At 48.9% G+C, this 16,088-nt stretch carries 19 protein-coding genes; 8 read left to right on the top strand and 11 right to left on the bottom strand.

Annotated features, from left to right (window positions below; translation table 11 throughout):
- Positions 1-157: 157 nt before the first annotated feature.
- The 3 genes from prc to EOS97_RS19940 all read right to left on the bottom strand — a co-directional run bounded on the left by prc (position 158) and on the right by EOS97_RS19940 (position 3,507).
- Positions 158-2,206, bottom strand: coding sequence for a carboxy terminal-processing peptidase (gene prc, locus EOS97_RS19950; RefSeq protein WP_001091237.1), 2,049 nt, complete (start codon positions 2,204-2,206; stop codon positions 158-160).
- A gap of 19 nt (positions 2,207-2,225) precedes the next feature.
- Positions 2,226-2,912 (bottom strand): RNA chaperone ProQ, encoded by a 687-nt coding sequence (gene proQ, locus EOS97_RS19945; RefSeq protein ID WP_000431401.1) that lies wholly within the window; start codon positions 2,910-2,912, stop codon positions 2,226-2,228.
- Positions 2,913-3,009: 97 nt separating this feature from the next.
- Positions 3,010-3,507, bottom strand: a complete 498-nt coding sequence (locus EOS97_RS19940; RefSeq protein WP_001805171.1) for a GAF domain-containing protein — start codon at positions 3,505-3,507, stop codon at positions 3,010-3,012.
- Positions 3,508-3,635: 128 nt separating this feature from the next.
- On the opposite strand from EOS97_RS19940, the gene yebS reads away from it, so the two are divergent.
- From yebS to EOS97_RS19915, 5 genes are all read left to right on the top strand, one after another.
- The gene (yebS, locus tag EOS97_RS19935) at positions 3,636-4,919 is read left to right on the top strand and encodes a membrane integrity lipid transport subunit YebS (RefSeq protein WP_001207294.1); all 1,284 of its coding nucleotides are present in this window, start codon (positions 3,636-3,638) and stop codon (positions 4,917-4,919) included.
- Positions 4,888-7,521: a PqiB family protein gene (locus tag EOS97_RS19930; RefSeq protein ID WP_001529852.1), complete on the top strand. Its 2,634-nt coding sequence runs from the start codon at positions 4,888-4,890 to the stop codon at positions 7,519-7,521. Before yebS ends, EOS97_RS19930 begins: the two co-directional genes overlap by 32 nt.
- A 77-nt stretch (positions 7,522-7,598) precedes the next feature.
- Positions 7,599-9,038, top strand: a complete 1,440-nt coding sequence (gene rsmF / locus EOS97_RS19925; protein ID WP_023205015.1) for a 16S rRNA (cytosine(1407)-C(5))-methyltransferase RsmF — start codon at positions 7,599-7,601, stop codon at positions 9,036-9,038.
- A gap of 116 nt (positions 9,039-9,154) precedes the next feature.
- Entirely contained in the window at positions 9,155-9,391 is a 237-nt protein-coding gene (locus EOS97_RS19920) for a YebV family protein (protein WP_024131108.1), read from the top strand.
- 110 nt (positions 9,392-9,501) lie between these two features.
- Entirely contained in the window at positions 9,502-9,693 is a 192-nt protein-coding gene (locus EOS97_RS19915; RefSeq protein ID WP_000457838.1) for a YebW family protein, read from the top strand.
- An 18-nt stretch (positions 9,694-9,711) separates the two neighbouring features.
- Here EOS97_RS19915 and pphA read toward each other — a convergent pair whose 3' ends face one another.
- From pphA to sopE2, 4 genes are all read right to left on the bottom strand, one after another.
- Positions 9,712-10,362 (bottom strand): protein-serine/threonine phosphatase, encoded by a 651-nt coding sequence (gene pphA, locus EOS97_RS19910; RefSeq protein WP_000986167.1) that lies wholly within the window; start codon positions 10,360-10,362, stop codon positions 9,712-9,714.
- Between the two features lie 17 nt (positions 10,363-10,379).
- Positions 10,380-10,595 carry a hypothetical protein gene (locus EOS97_RS27520; protein ID WP_024132346.1) on the bottom strand — a complete coding sequence of 72 codons (216 nt, stop codon included), beginning with the start codon at positions 10,593-10,595 and terminating at the stop codon, positions 10,380-10,382.
- The gene (locus EOS97_RS19900; protein ID WP_001134851.1) at positions 10,586-10,750 is read right to left on the bottom strand and encodes a hypothetical protein; all 165 of its coding nucleotides are present in this window, start codon (positions 10,748-10,750) and stop codon (positions 10,586-10,588) included. Before EOS97_RS19900 ends, EOS97_RS27520 begins: the two co-directional genes overlap by 10 nt.
- A gap of 284 nt (positions 10,751-11,034) precedes the next feature.
- Positions 11,035-11,757, bottom strand: coding sequence for an SPI-1 type III secretion system guanine nucleotide exchange factor SopE2 (gene sopE2 / locus EOS97_RS19895; protein WP_000182068.1), 723 nt, complete (start codon positions 11,755-11,757; stop codon positions 11,035-11,037).
- A gap of 683 nt (positions 11,758-12,440) precedes the next feature.
- Between sopE2 and EOS97_RS19890 the strand changes: the two genes are divergently transcribed.
- From EOS97_RS19890 to EOS97_RS19880, 3 genes are all read left to right on the top strand, one after another.
- The gene (locus tag EOS97_RS19890; RefSeq protein WP_000422887.1) at positions 12,441-12,836 is read left to right on the top strand and encodes a DUF1398 domain-containing protein; all 396 of its coding nucleotides are present in this window, start codon (positions 12,441-12,443) and stop codon (positions 12,834-12,836) included.
- Positions 12,837-13,164: 328 nt separating this feature from the next.
- On the top strand, positions 13,165-13,641 hold the full coding sequence (locus EOS97_RS19885; RefSeq protein WP_000030951.1) for a hypothetical protein: 477 nt from the start codon (positions 13,165-13,167) through the stop codon (positions 13,639-13,641).
- 109 nt (positions 13,642-13,750) lie between these two features.
- Complete coding sequence (locus EOS97_RS19880) at positions 13,751-13,945, top strand: hypothetical protein (protein WP_001805175.1); 195 nt, start codon at positions 13,751-13,753, stop codon at positions 13,943-13,945.
- A 111-nt stretch (positions 13,946-14,056) separates the two neighbouring features.
- Here the strand turns inward: EOS97_RS19880 and EOS97_RS19875 are convergent, their stop codons facing one another.
- The 4 genes from EOS97_RS19875 to EOS97_RS19860 form a co-directional block, all read right to left on the bottom strand.
- On the bottom strand, positions 14,057-14,515 hold the full coding sequence (locus EOS97_RS19875) for a hypothetical protein (protein WP_001195655.1): 459 nt from the start codon (positions 14,513-14,515) through the stop codon (positions 14,057-14,059).
- Between the two features lie 270 nt (positions 14,516-14,785).
- Positions 14,786-15,343, bottom strand: a complete 558-nt coding sequence (locus EOS97_RS19870) for a hypothetical protein (RefSeq protein WP_000179886.1) — start codon at positions 15,341-15,343, stop codon at positions 14,786-14,788.
- A 103-nt stretch (positions 15,344-15,446) separates the two neighbouring features.
- Positions 15,447-15,656, bottom strand: a complete 210-nt coding sequence (locus tag EOS97_RS19865; protein WP_000754426.1) for a hypothetical protein — start codon at positions 15,654-15,656, stop codon at positions 15,447-15,449.
- 29 nt (positions 15,657-15,685) lie between these two features.
- On the bottom strand, positions 15,686-15,985 hold the full coding sequence (locus tag EOS97_RS19860; protein WP_000775226.1) for a hypothetical protein: 300 nt from the start codon (positions 15,983-15,985) through the stop codon (positions 15,686-15,688).
- Positions 15,986-16,088: the final 103 nt, after the last annotated feature.

Here is a 16,088-nt window from a genome sequence, read left to right as displayed (position 1 = left end):
TGCGATTACCCACATCGTATGGGTCTTATGGCTATTTTCAAGCATCACCAGGCGGTAAGTCACGAGAAAAACACAACTTTACATTTTGTAGCATTATCCTGACGACTTCTGCGCTTGTTAAAAAAAAACAGGCACAATTTTTTGTGCCTGTTTAGCGTTACTTATTGGCTGCCGCCTGCTCCGCTGGTTTTTCTTTTTCAAGATGCGCCAGGTCCAGAGCAATCTTCACCGTTTCATCAAGGTACGGGTCCGGCTCCTGGTAATCCTTTGGCAGATCGTCCAGTTTCTTCAGCAACGGTTTACCCTCACGTTTAAACCGATCGTTAATACGCGCCAGACGCAGAGCGTCTTCTTCATTGTTCTCTTTCTCACGCTGCGCATAATTCAGAGAGACGATGTTGCGCTTATCCTTCATGGCATTGAAACGTGCGATATCCTTCATGATGTACTGAAACTCAGGATCTTTGGCGATACGCGCGTTGTGTTCTTTCAATAATTCCGGGCCAAACGGGGCCAAATCGTCCGATTTCACGTATTTCGCCGCATCAATGCTATCCCACGGCAAGGCGTTATCTTCAAATTTTTCTCCGGTTTCCGTCTCTTCATTGCCAGTCGGCATGATGATATCCGGCGTGACCCCTTTACGCTGCGTACTACCGCCGTTGACACGGTAAAACTTCTGAATGGTGTACTGCACCGAACCCAGCGCAGGCCATTCCGGGCGAAGCATCTGATCGTAAATTCGGTTTAGCGAACGATATTGCTGTACCGTACCTTTACCGAAGGTCGGCTCACCGACAATCAGCGCGCGCCCATAATCCTGCATCGCGGCAGCAAAGATTTCCGATGCCGAGGCACTGAAACGATCGACCAGCACCACCAGCGGGCCTTTGTAGTAGACCACGCCGTCGGTGTCGCTATCCTCACGCACTTTGCCGTTATTGTCGCGCACCTGAACTATCGGACCAGAAGGGATAAACAGACCGGAAAGCGAAACGGCTTCCGTCAGCGCCCCACCGCCGTTTGAACGCAGATCGATAACGATGCTGTTAACGTTCTGTTTTTCCAGCTTCTGAAGCTGAACTTTGACATCATCGGTCAAGCCAACATAGAAGCCTGGAATATCCAGTACACCAACTTTTTCCTTGCCGACGGTTTTCACCGACATTTTAACCGCGCGATCTTCAAGACGAATCCGCTCACGCGTCAGCGTGATAATACGCGTTTTCGTCCCTTTGCCAGCCGGCAGTATTTCCAGTCGAACCTTGCTGCCTTTCGGCCCTTTGATCAGCGCCACCACATCGTCAAGACGCCAGCCAATAACGTCGACCATCGGTTTTCCGGCCTGCCCTACGCCGACGATACGATCGCCGACGCTAATCGACTTGCTCTTCGCTGCCGGGCCGCCGGCAACCAATGAGTTAATGACAGTATAATCGTCATCCATTTGCAGCACCGCGCCGATACCTTCCAGAGACAGGCTCATTTCGGTATTAAACTGCTCGGTATTGCGGGGAGAAAGATAATTCGTATGCGGGTCGATTTCACGCGCAAAAGCGGTCATCGCCAGCGAGAACACATCTTCACTGTTGGTCTGCGCCAGGCGACGAATAGCGAATTTGTAGCGACGCGTCAGCGTTTCGCGAATTTCTTTGTCGCTCTTGCCGGTGAGTTTCAGACTGAGCTCATCGAATTTCACTTTACCATCCCACAGCGCATTTAGCTCAGCCTCATCTTTCGGCCAGGGCGCTTTACTGCGGTCCAGGTTAAACGTATCGTTTCCGGTGAAATCCATTGGCCGTTCCAGCACTTTTAGCGCGTACTGGTAACGTTCAAACCGGCGCTTTTGCGCCAGGTTATAAAGATCGTAAAAAACATCCAGCTTACCCGTGCGCAGCTCATCGCCCAACACGGTTTTCTTTTTCGCAAACTGCTCGACATCGCTCGCCAACAAAACGTTGTGGCTATAGTCGAGAAGATTCAGATAGCGATCAAAAATCTTTGCCGAAAATGCCTCATCCAGATCGAACTGGCGATAGTGGGAGCGGGTAAAACGCGACGTTACGCGCTCGCTCACCGTCGCATGTTGCGTCTCTTCCTTTAGTACGGGAATTTGATCGGCACGCGTAATATCTTCCACGGCGAAGGACTGGCCTGCTAATGCAAGCAGGCCAGCTAACGCGGTAAGCCTAAAAAAAGTGTTCATGCCAGGCCTGGCCTCCGTTTCAGAACACCAGGTGTTCTGCGCGTACAATCAAAGACATACCCGAATTCAGCTGTACACGGACACCATCTTTGGTGATTTCTAATACGGTGGCATCCATCGCATTATTACCCGCTTTCACCTTGAGGGACTGCCCTACGGTCAATACTGAAATATCAGAAACCGGCGTGTGCTTCTCTTCGCGAGGCGCACGCGGCGCTTTCGTCGTCGGTTTATCAGCGCGAGGTTTACGTTCAGCGCCTTCTTTACGACGCGCTACCGGGCGAGGTTTACGCTCGCGTCGCGGCGCGTCTTCTTTTTCGCCAGCCGCCGCGGCAGCTTCGCGTTTTTTCGCTTGCTGCTCTGCGCGCTGCGCCTGAACACGGGCTTTGGCTTCTTCAAGCTGCTTACGCGCATGTTCGACATGCTGTTCTTCCAGCTCGCCGCACGGATTGCCATCAAGGTCGACGCGCGTTGCGCCCGGCTTAACGCCGTACAGGTAACGCCAGCTTGAAGTATAAAGACGTAAAGCGGAACGAAGTTGCGTTTTGCTGAGGTTCATTTCGCCCCCAACTCGCTCTACCAGATCCTGAAAAATACCAATTTTCAGCGGGCGAGCTTCGCCTTCCGCACTAAAACAGTGAGGAAAACGCTCGGCCAGAAACGCGATAACTTCTTTACTGCTATTCAACTTAGGTTGATTTTCCATGAAATTTCCTGATTACAACGGACGTAGCCAACAAGCAGCAGGCATGAACAGGCGTCATTATAATGACGCCATCAGTAATTGCTACGTTATCCGTTGATTATCCTGCGACGCTCGCAAAGAATTTTTTGTAATCCGTCGTTGCAAGCACGGTTTCAAGCTGTGCGACCAGCGTACGCAGGCCGTGTTCATCTTCTTCGGTAAAACGGCCAAACGCCGTGCTATCTACATCCAGCACGCCGATAATCCGTTCGCCAACCGTGACAGGCAGCACAATTTCGGCGTTGCTGGCGGCATCACAGGCAATATGGCCGTCAAACGCATGAACATCATCAATACGTTGAACCTTATTCTGCGCTACCGCTGCGCCGCACACGCCGCGACCAACCGGAATCCGCACACAGGCGATTCGCCCCTGAAACGGCCCCAACACCAGCGTATCGCCTTCGAGGAGATAAAATCCCGCCCAGTTCACCTCGGTAAGACGTTCGAACAGTAGCGCGCTGGTATTCGCCAGCGTGGCCAGAAAGCTGGTTTCACCTGCCATTAACGACTGAAAATCGCGGTTTAACGCCGCGTATAGTTCTGTTTTGCTCATTATATAATCACTTCGTGGTCTTACTCCTAAACACAGGCTATTAAAATAAGCATTAAATGCGTTCTTGCTCAAGATTATTCCTGTCATGAGTTAAGATTACATTATTCTAACACTTTGATTCACGATACATGGCTCTGAACACCTCACACGTCACGCCAACAAAAAAGCTAACGATCAGGTCAATTAGCGAAGCGCTGCCGCGCAGCCACTACCAGCGCTGCCCTGAATGCGACATGCTGTTCAGCTTGCCGGAGATGAGCGCTCATCAAAGCGCTTATTGTCCTCGTTGCCAGGCCAAAATTCGCGATGGGCGCGACTGGTCGCTGACGCGGCTGACCGCGATGGCAGTAACCATGCTGCTATTGATGCCGTTTGCCTGGAGCGAACCGTTACTCCATATCTACCTGTTGGGCGTACGCATTGATGCCAATGTGATGCACGGCATCTGGCAAATGACGCAGCAGGGCGATCCGTTAACCGCCGCAATGGTGCTCTTTTGCGTGGTGGGCGCGCCGCTTATTCTGGTTTTTTCAATTGCTTACCTGTGGTTTGGCAGCCTCCTCGGCATGAATCTGCGTCCAGTCCTGCTGATGCTGGAAAAACTGAAAGAGTGGGTGATGCTGGACATCTATCTGGTCGGTATTGGCGTTGCCTCTATCAAAGTGCAGGACTATGCCTTTCTGCAGCCGGGCATCGGGCTTTTAGCGTTCGTCTCGTTGGTGGTTCTTAGCATTCTGACTATGATTCATCTGAATGTGGAGCAACTATGGGAACGATTTTATCCGCAGCGCCCTGCTCAACGTGCGGACGAAAGATTGCGCGTCTGTCTTGGCTGCCACTTTAGCGGCTATCCGGATGCGAAAGGACGCTGCCCGCGTTGTCATATTCCGCTACGGTTACGCAGAAAACAGAGCATACAGAAGTGTTGGGCGGCCTTGCTGGCGTCTATTGTCTTTTTGCTGCCGGCAAACCTGCTGCCTATCTCGGTAATCTACATTAATGGCGGGCGTCAGGAAGATACTATCCTGTCGGGCATTATGTCGCTTGCCAGCAGCAATATCGCCGTCGCCGCCGTCGTTTTTATCGCCAGTATTTTGGTGCCGTTTACCAAAGTCATCGTGATGTTTACGCTACTGTTGAGTATCCATTTTAAATGCCAACAGGGACTGCGGACGCGAATTCTGTTGCTGCGTCTGGTGACATGGATAGGCCGTTGGTCGATGCTGGATCTTTTCGTTATCTCGTTAACCATGTCTCTGATTAATCGCGATCAGATTCTGGCTTTTACTATGGGACCGGCTGCGTTTTATTTCGGCGCAGCGGTAATTTTGACTATTCTTGCAGTGGAATGGCTGGATAGCCGCTTACTTTGGGATGCACATGAGTCAGGAAACGCCCGCTTCGAAGACTGAAGCGCAAATTAAAACCAAACGCCGTATTTCACCTTTCTGGCTGCTACCGCTTATCGCGCTAATGATCGCGGGGTGGCTGGTATGGGATAGCTACCAGGATCGCGGCAATAGCGTGACTATCGATTTTATGTCGGCGGATGGTATCGTACCGGGCCGGACTCCCGTTCGTTATCAGGGAGTAGAAGTCGGCACCGTGGAAGATGTCAGTCTGAGCAAAGATCTGCGCAAAATTGAAGTTCGCGTCAGTATCAAATCAGATATGGAAGATGCGTTGCGCGAAGAGACGCAATTCTGGCTGGTGACGCCCAAAGCCTCGCTGGCGGGCGTTTCCGGCCTGGATGCGTTGGTCGGCGGGAATTACATCGGTATGATGCCAGGTAAAGGCAAGCCCAGAGATCATTTCGTCGCCCTGGATACACAGCCTAAATACCGGCTTAGCAACGGCGATCTGATGATTCATCTCAATGCGCCGGATCTCGGTTCGCTTAATAGCGGTTCACTGGTCTATTTCCGTAAAATCCCTGTCGGACGGGTGTATGACTATTCGATTAACCCTAACAAACAAGGCGTAACGATTGACGTTCTGATTGAGCGACGGTTTACCGATCTGGTGAAAAAAGGCAGCCGTTTCTGGAATGTCTCCGGCATTGACGCCGATCTAAGCCTGAGCGGCGCGAAGGTGAAACTGGAGAGCCTCGCGGCCCTGGTCAATGGCGCGATTGCGTTTGATTCGCCGGACAACTCCAAACCCGCCGCCCAGGATGACACGTTCGGCTTATATAAAGATTTAGCCCACAGCCAACGAGGGGTAATCGTTAAACTTGAGCTGCCCAGCGGAGACGGTCTGAAGGCGGAATCTACGCCGCTCATGTACCAGGGACTGGAGGTGGGTGAGCTTTCTAAACTGACGCTCAACCCTGGCGGTAAAGTCACCGGAGAGATGACCGTCGATCCCAGCGTTGTTCCGCTGATGCGGGAAAATACGCGTATTGAGTTACGCAATCCCAAACTGTCGCTAAGTGACGCGAATATCAGTTCGTTGTTAACCGGAAAAACCTTCGAGCTGGTGCCGGGCGACGGCGAACCGCGCAGTGAATTTGTGGTGGTGCCGGGTGAAAAAGCCCTGCTGCATGAGGCGAATGCCTTAACCCTGACGCTGACGGCCCCGGAAAGTTACGGCATCGAACCGGGCCAGCCGTTAATTTTACATGGTGTAAAAATTGGCCAGGTCATTGAGCGCAACTTATCCAGTAAAGGCGTGTCATTCACCGTCGCGATTGAACCGCAGCACCGGGATTTGGTACAGGGCGACAGTAAATTCGTGGTCAACAGCCGGGTGGATGTCAAAGTCGGCCTTGACGGCGTAGAGTTCCTCGGCGCCAGCGCCAGCGAGTGGATTGACGGCGGAATTCGTATTTTACCCGGTACGAGCGGGAAGATGAAATCCACCTACCCGCTCTATGCTAACCTGGAAAAAGCGCTGGAAAATAGCCTCAGTGACTTACCGACTACCACCTTAACGCTGACGGCCGAAACGTTGCCGGATGTCCAGGCAGGTTCCGTCGTGCTGTATCGAAAATTTGAAGTAGGCGAAGTCATCACCGTTCGCCCACGCGCCAATACCTTTGACATCGACCTGCATATTAAGCCGGAGTATCGCCACCTGTTAACCAGCAATAGCGTGTTCTGGGCGGAAGGCGGCGCGAAAGTGCAACTTAACGGCAGCGGCCTAACGGTACAGGCCTCGCCACTCTCCCGCGCGCTGAAAGGGGCCATTAGTTTTGATAACCTGAGCGGCGCCAGCGCCAGTCGGCGCAAAGGCGATAAACGCATTCTTTATGCTTCAGAAACTTCCGCCCGCGCGGTAGGCGGACAAATTACGCTGCACGCGTTCGACGCTGGAAAATTGGCGGAAGGGATGCCAATTCGTTACCTCGGTATTGATATCGGCCAGATCCAGACGCTGGAATTGATCACCGCACGTAATGAAGTGCAGGCAAAAGCCGTCCTTTATCCGGAGTACGTACAGACATTTGCCCGCGCCGGGACACGTTTTTCCGTTATTACGCCACAAATTTCCGCGGCGGGCGTCGAGCATCTGGATACGATTCTCCAGCCCTATATTAACGTTGAGCCAGGACGCGGCGCGGCGCGGCGCGACTTTGAACTGCAGGAAGCCACGATTACCGACTCACGCTATCTGGATGGGTTAAGCATCGTCGTGGAGGCGCCAGAAGCCGGCTCGCTTAATATTGGCACCCCCGTCCTGTTCCGCGGTATCGAAGTGGGAACGGTCACCGGAATGTCCCTGGGGTCGCTCTCCGATCGCGTGATGATCACCTTGCGTATCAGTAAGCGTTACCAATATCTGGTGCGTAATAACTCCGTATTCTGGCTTGCCTCCGGCTATAGTCTCGACTTTGGTCTGACAGGCGGCGTGGTGAAAACGGGGACATTTAATCAGTTCATCCGTGGCGGTATCGCCTTCGCTACTCCACCAGGTACGCCGCTGGCGCCAAAAGCGCAAGCCGGTAAGCATTTCCTGTTACAAGAGAGCGAACCGAAAGAGTGGCGTGAATGGGGCACCGCTCTGCCACGTTAAACACCCGGCTCCGGCGTACTCGCGCCGGAGCGTTTTATGCTACACTGCGCGCCTGTTTTTTTGCCGGCGATACACCTGTGGCTCAACACGCTGTCTATTTTCCTGACGCTTTTCTGACGCAAATGCGTGAAGCAATGCCTTCCACGCTCTCTTTTGATGAATTTATTTCGGCCTGCCAACGCCCGTTGCGCCGTAGTATACGCATCAATACGCTTAAAATCTCCGTGGCTGATTTCCTTGCCCTAATCGCGCCCTACGGCTGGTCGCTCACGCCAATTCCGTGGTGTCATGAAGGATTCTGGATCGAGCGCGATGATGAAGAGGCATTGCCGCTTGGCAGTACCGCTGAGCATTTAAGCGGCCTGTTTTACATTCAGGAGGCCAGTTCGATGCTGCCGGTCGCGGCCCTGTTCGCCGATGATAATCATCCGCAGCGGGTCATGGATATGGCAGCGGCGCCTGGCTCAAAAACCACGCAGATCGCTGCCCGCATGGGGAACCGCGGCGCCATTCTGGCCAACGAATTTTCGGCCAGCCGCGTCAAAGTTCTGCACGCTAATATCAGCCGATGTGGAATCGCCAATACCGCACTGACGCATTTCGATGGTCGCGTATTTGGCGCTGCGTTACCGGAGATGTTTGACGCTATCCTGCTGGATGCGCCCTGCTCTGGCGAAGGCGTAGTACGTAAAGATCCTGATGCGCTAAAAAACTGGTCGCCAGAAAGTAATCTGGATATCGCGGCGACACAGCGGGAACTGCTCGACAGCGCTTTTCATGCTTTACGACCCGGCGGCACGCTGGTCTACTCCACCTGCACGTTAAATCGCCAGGAAAACGAAGAGGTCTGCCTCTGGCTGCAAGAGACCTACGCCGACGCCGTTGAATTTTTGCCGCTGGGTGATCTGTTTCCTGACGCTGACCGCGCCCTCACCCCGGAAGGCTTCCTGCACGTCTTCCCACAAATTTACGACTGCGAAGGATTCTTCGTCGCACGTCTGCGTAAAATGTCATCCCTTCCAGCCATGCCCGCGCCGGGGTATAAAGTGGGGACGTTTCCTTTTACCCCCCTCAAAGGCCGCGAAACATTACACGTTACCCAGGCGGCCAACGCCGTCGGACTGCTATGGGATGAAAATCTCCATCTTTGGCAGCGTGAAAAAGAGGTCTGGCTGTTCCCGGCAGAGATTGAATCACTGATCGGAAAAGTCCGTTTTTCCCGGCTCGGCATTAAACTGGCCGAAAGTCATAATAAAGGCTATCGCTGGCAACATGAGGCGACGATAGCCCTTGCCTGCCCGACTCATGCTCACGCGTTCGAACTCTCTGCGCAAGAGGCGGAGGAGTGGTATCGCGGTCGGGATATTTATCCGCAAACACCCCCTGCCGCTGATGATGTCCTGGTGACGTTCCAGCGTCAGCCGCTTGGTCTGGCAAAACGTATCGGCTCAAGAATAAAGAACAGTTACCCGCGTGAACTGGTACGTGATGGCAAACTCTTTACTGGTAATAGCTAAAAGCGCACAAAAAAACCGCACTTTTTGACTGGCGCTTTTGCGTACGTTGACTACGCTGAAAAATGGACGGCTAAACTGGTCGTACCACAATTAGCGTATTAACGGAGAGCACGATGATGAAAACCAGTGTGCGCATTGGCGCTTTTGAAATCGACGATGCCGAATTACATGGCGAATCGCCGGGGGAGCGAACGTTAACTATCCCCTGTAAATCCGATCCGGATTTATGTATGCAACTGGACGCCTGGGATGCCGAAACCAGCGTTCCCGCCATTCTCAACGGGGAACATTCCGTTTTGTTCCGTACTCATTACGATCCTAAATCTGATGCCTGGGTCATGCGTCTTGCCTGACTCAAAAAGAACCCGTCGCCAGGCGGGTTATTTATTCTTCCTTTTCTCATTTCCCCCCTGCGCTAACCTCTCCTACACTATCGTGTAAAGTAGTTAACATTGAGGATGTAATGTTCGCGCTGGTACTTTTTGTATGTTACCTGGATGGAGGATGCGAGGATATTGTCGTGGACATCTACGATACCGAGCAGCAGTGTCTTTATTCGATGGACGATCAACGGATTCGCCATGGCGGCTGTTTTCCGGTAGAGGATTTTATCGACGGCTTCTGGCGACCTGCGCAGCAATATAGCGATTTTTAACCCTGGTCGCTGATACCGCTATTGTATCCGCGCTAACGTCAATTGCCCGCCAAATACCGCGCCCGTATCAATATAGTGTACGTTGGCGAAATCCATGCGCCGACGCAACGGCGTATGGCCAAACCAAAAATGATCGGCACCGCTAATCCCGCCGCGCTTATTTATGAGTCGTTCGCGGCTCCAGAGAACCTGATGTAAATCGACCTTTTTTTGCCATTGATAGGTTGACGCGGGGTAATCAGCATGAGCGATCACATGCGTGCTATGGCGGCAGCGAACTTCCAGTATCCGGGGCAGTCGCTGACAAAGGATAAAAAGCGCTTCAGCTTGCGCAGCGTGTTCAGCCGTCAGGCGGGTAAACCAGTCGCCACCATTCATCAACCACAGCGTCGACTGCGATGAGGCCCGCGCATCCAGCGCCATTTGTTCATGATTGCCGCGAACCGCCGTCATCCAGGACTCACGCAGTAAAGCCAGGCAACCCAGGCTGTCCGGGCCTCTATCAATGAGATCGCCCACAGAAACTAACAAGTCTTGTTGCGGATCAAATCGACACTCACGTAACTTTTTCATTAACATTGAAAAACAGCCGTGGATATCACCGACCACCCAGACATGCCGCCAATTCTTTGCCTCTATTCGCTGATAAATCTCTTCAGGCCGCATCATATTTTTCCTGTCGTTCATTATCCAGGACAGATATAAAAGGATAGCGTGTGCAGATTTTCTTGCTTAGTAAATGTGCTCTGTTGTAAATAGCGAATTTCATCAGTAGCGAGTAAATACTTTGTTATTATCGCAATAAAATATAACTGGCTGCGCCAGGGGAGTGTTATCCCCTGGCGCAGCGAGCTACTCACTATCGCCTGTTCACGTTCAATATTCTCCCTCCTTAAAAGCATGCCAAAAACATAAACCACATATCGACACCACAGGCTTCAGCACACTCTTGAGCTGAGTGAGTTGCAAGGCAAACCAGCGCCAATGCAGGTGTCGTTACCGTGGCGACCATCGCCCCCACAAACAGGAGCAGCATAATTTTTTTTAAAGGCGGCATAACCTCTCCTGACAGTTAACAGACCATTAATCCTTATCGAGACATCATCCGTGCGCGGGTATCATAGACTTAACAACACGCAGCGTTACAAAAAAAGCTGTCTGGTTATGCCGGTATTTAGAGTAATAACAATTATTTTAAGTTTTAAGGGTATCCATTTGATTTTTATATTAAAATAAAGATGACGACGTTTTGTTAAAAGCGTCGCCATAAAAATGAATATATACTTTCAGAAAATCTGCTATTAATTCATATGGTTAATAGCAGTATTGTGTTTGCTATCTTCAGGAGGCATTCTGAAGATACTTATTCGCGATATTTTCTATAGTTAGCTGAAATTGTTGTGGCGTCGGCATCGTCCCCTTATTAAACAGCGGCGCAACCTCTTTCATAACGATTTTCTCAGCATACGCTTTAAAAGACACCTGCTGATTATGATTTATAAACATATGCGGATATTTAATGCTCGCTGCAGCAATGAGGGGGACGACAAAAGGATTCGCTCCTGCCCCACCTGGAGTAAATACGCCGTTTTTTATCTCCCCAGGTAGCCCCGCATTCTGCGCAGCCTCTCCTATCTCTTTCAGAAAGGGGGTAATACTGACCCCTTTACTGATGAGTAATTTACAACAGTGATCTTTATTATTACTGTACACGGCTGATAACATGGCTTCGCATGTCTGACGAGCATAGGCCGGATCTTTACTCGCATTACCTTTGATATCCAGGCTATTAAGCTTTTGCAGCATAAAATCTTTAACAGTTTTACTGGTTAATACTGCCCTACCCTCAGAGGCGTTCCCACGATGAAAATGGGTAGTCGGTATGTCTGTTTGCAGATGCAGGCTAAAGCGATCTGACAAACTCGTCGACAGGCTGATAAAGCTATTTCTAACGGCAGTAATACTTTTTGCAAAAATGTCCTTCTCCGTTGTTTTTTCTTTTACTGGTTCAACGTCACTTCTATGGATTCTGTAGTGCTGGGTGGATAGGGTTATATTAGTCACGGTAGTTCTCCTTTTAGATAACTATGCATAGCTACACTTTATTTATATTTCTTGCTTTCAAAAAATAGCCACCTTCGCCACAACCATTTTTATTCATTGATCTGTATAAATTTTATTTTCCTGATGAATTTTGTTCTTCTGTCACTTAGCCTGTTTTTTTTCGGCACAAGGTGATCGACTTTTATCGAGGAACATTTTTATCGGGACAATCCTGAACAGGCAAAACATCACTTCAATTCAACTGCTGCGTCACACAAAACATTCATGAATATTATTATTTATGCTGATGTTGTTACGATTTTGCCCCCATTCAAACGCTGACTGTCAGTTATCCTGCCAGCGAGTTAGCTGCTTTTTCAAAACCTATAAAGTCTCCACGCCAAACCTCTCCACCACTGTAATCCTTATCTAAATATCAATTAATTAACTGATTTTTATATATTATGACTTTTCATGGCGTTCAGAAAAACTACAAATGAAATGGATTGACTCATCTATTAGTGGTCAAAAAAACGCGCTACGAGAAATAATCAGTAACAATTGCAACACTATTCCAATCATAACGTAAACTATATGATACCAGGCGATTATTATTGCTTTTAGGTAACATCTTTGTATGGCTGCTTTTAAGCAACAATACTCTAACACAACATATAACATTATAACTTACAATAGGTTAACAAATGGAATTACAGCTTATGCTTAACCACTTTTTCGAGCGCGTCAGAAAGGATGCAAATTTCAACGCATTTCTAATCGATCTGGAATATAATAATATCGCTTATTACATCTATTTTGTTGCTACCGGCAATGTGAAAATTATCACTCATGCAGGCCACTTCATTTCTATTAAAAGCAATAGAAAGCTGATTAAAGTCAATTCAACACCAAATACGCAATTAATAAAATTGACTTCAGCTAAACACTTTTCGGGCGAGCATTCCTATGAAAAATACTGTACCGATCTGGCAACAGCAGGCGTTTTTAAATGGATTGTGGAATTAAACCAAAAAACTCGACAATACTGGTCGAAAGACAACCAATTATTATATATAGAAAATGTGGTCATGCCGCTTTAACAAGCCAGGGTAATAATAGCGTCAGTCGTGACATTCGGCGTGTTACGACTGCGGGTTATCCATTTAGAGACCATAATGAGAGTCTGACTGCGAGAGTTACCCTGTGCAGTCCGACCGACGCGGCAACGTTTGACCCGATTCTCGACAACAGCATCTCCTGGATCAGGAGAAATGATATTCAAAGCGATATCGACTAAAAGCTCAAAATATTTGCCTGCTATTTATATTCCATCTAATTAATACCCTCCAGGAAGTGTGGCATAATTGCAGAATCTGTCAGGATTCCGGGAGCATACCGGAGCGTAATCGAAAAACCATCTGGAGATGTATGAGCAAGGATGAAATCAGTTATCAAATTCTTTACCGGTACTCTCTGGAAAAGCTATACAGTACTCTTACCAGAAGAGTAGATAACGTGCTGTCATTCGCTCTCGTTTTTCTCGGGGTCGGCGTCACCATAAACGTCGGGAGTCCCTTTATTCTAGGGCCAGGCATTGTGGGTATCACCATACTAAAAAGAGCACTCCGCTTCGGCACGCGATCAGCACAGGCCGACCGGCAGTCCCGCGCCTGGCTGAAACTTTTTAATACTCAGCACCGCTTTCCTTCAGATAAAACACTGTTCCTTGCCTTCACATCGCTTGAGCAAGACGCGAGCGAAGCATGGTCCATGCTTATTGGTCCTGCCATCGTCATGACTGAGACCGCCCTCGGAAAAACGCCCATTGAGCCATTGACGGCGTGTGAAAAACTCTGCGCATTTTTGAGTGGCGCGACGAAATCCCAGCCAGCAGCTCGCAATTGACCTGTCTTCTAAACGTCTGTGCCATACCACAGAGATTTAGTACAAAATTAATTACGTTTATGTGGAGTGATCTCCTCCTAATATCGAACTGTATGAGCGCGACATACTGGTGAAGTTAAATCCTGAGCAGACGTGGAATGAGCTGCACCTGTTGATGGGGAATGTGGAGCCGGTGCTGCTGTGCTGGGAAAAGCCTGGGGAGTTCTGCCACCGGCAACTGGTCTCACGGTGGTTCCGGCGTGAGCTGGGAATTTCGGTTGAAGAGGATGATCCTCGGGCCACGCCGCAGTTTGATTTTTTTTGAGCCAGCCCCGTTTCGGCGGGGCTGGCTTTTGCGGGAATACCCTAACTTCAATTCAGGGTAATTTTTCTCGGTAAGTCACTCAATAGAAAAAAATCGACTGCAAATAAAAAATTATAATTCAATGAGCATTATTATAGATGAGATCAATGCCAACTCAGGTTTACTTACCTTACCTGCAACAAATTGGGCACCTTTAATTCGAAGGTTTTCTAACTCTTCTTTTAATTCTGAATTATTATGTTGCTTCAAATAAATTACACCTCTCATATCTACTTCAATACTTGCTTTCAAAAATTCTTTCCTATGCTTACACTCCGGATCTTTAGAAAGATCTTTTGGTAGGCTTATCAAACATTGTTGATAAGCCACCAATGTATCAATCAATTGAAGTCTTGAATTTTCCTTATATTGTGGCTTCCATTGATGTAATGATCTCCACGCTACACCTATACCAACAATCGTTGCAAAACACGATATACATGCAGCAATAGCGGCAACACCAGCCCACTTTGCTGCTTGCTGAGTCGCCACCAATGTGTCTAAGCTTATAAAATCAGTATCTACTTGCACTAAAAAACTCTCCCAAGTAAAAAGGCTTGAATTTACTTACTTTGTCTCAATATTGCAAGCTAATATAAACCTAAAAATATTTTATCCCTTACAGTCATTAAAATTCTAAATAGTTATTCGAAATAGCCCTATACCTTTTATTTCACTTGTAAATCGGAGGGTTGTTGCCACTCCATTAATAAACATCACAGCGTCTGCTCTGCTTTTTACCATTGAGTTACTTCATGTGTCAATAAATTGAAAAATTTAACAACATTCAAACTCGGTTATTTAATTGAAGTTCTGAAGAACATTCCTTATACCCATTTTAATTTTTTCTATTGCGGCTTCTACATTAGTAGCCTCCTTGTCAAAGATAGTTAAACCCTTATCCCGATCCAATGCCCCGTTGATTACCGCATGGTAAATTTTATGTCCTTCTGACAAATGTTCTCGAACTTCCTTCATAAATTTATCCAATGATGGGAAGTAGAGATATAACAATGCATCCATTCTGTCGTGAACATCGCCACCAGTTGAAAGCTCAGCCGCAAGCGAGTGTAACTGGTCCTCTGTTAATACTCCCTTAATCACTCGAAGTTGGTAAAGCTGGTAATTAATAGTCGCCTTTCCCCATTTTGAGACAAGGATGTGTAATTCCTCACCCTTTTCCCGAAGCATCGCGATACGCTCTTTCTCTTTTTCAAAAGAAACCTGTTTGTACCATCTGTTTTCGGCAAATTTATTTGCCAGAAATGCACCACCAAGTGCACCAGATAGCCCAGCAATAGCAGTAATCAACGCAGCCCAGGGAAACTGGACAGCAATAGAAGTAATCTCGGTAGCCATAAATCCCCCATATTATACAGGGATAATTTACCATTATCGAAGCCCCTCGTCGAAGAGCTTCTGTAATGCTTAAAAAACCATCGTCAAACTTAGCGGATGTTTATTATTCGGCCTGTTGTGCTGGCTGCTGCTCACACACTCCACCACCAGAATTAATACACCCACCGTTCGCTATAACCGCACTGGTTTCCGGCGCCACAGCAACATGCTTCACCGTCGTCCCGTTAGGGCCAGTTGCTTCGGTGTAAGTCGAGTACGCCGATAACGCGCACAGCGAAACCGCTGCGAGTACAGCTAATACGGTTTTTTTCATTTGGATTTCCTCGGTCAGAATTTACAAGATCACTTTTTCGCGATCATCGTCATTACCTTGTGCTCAACAGCCTGAACGAACCGGCCACCGGCCCAGCCAGCGATTGAACAGACACTCCCCGCTGTTTCAGCGCTCCAGTTAAAGCGGATGGCAATGAGGATTGCCAGCAGCCCGGCGAACGACGCGACGATCAGTTGCAGAATGACACCAATGACAGTGACATCATCACCCACGAGCACACAAAACGCTGAATGTGCAATAGAGCCAAGCCAGATACAGCCGAGCCAGAAGTATGCGGCCCAGGGCCAGTTAAGTTCAGGAAGTTTCATTGTCTGTCCGTTGATGGAAAGCGCCTCACCCACGGTGTCAGGGTATGTGATATGTAGGTGGCTGATTGGGCGGATGCGTAATTGAAGTGTGTTCAAAATTAAA

Origin of the sequence: Salmonella sp. SSDFZ54 (genome assembly GCF_004010735.1) — a bacterium.
Classification (GTDB): Bacteria; Pseudomonadota; Gammaproteobacteria; order Enterobacterales; family Enterobacteriaceae; genus Salmonella; species Salmonella enterica.
The sequence above is the reverse complement of the archived record's forward strand: the minus strand, read 5'-3'. Positions and strand labels throughout refer to the sequence as shown.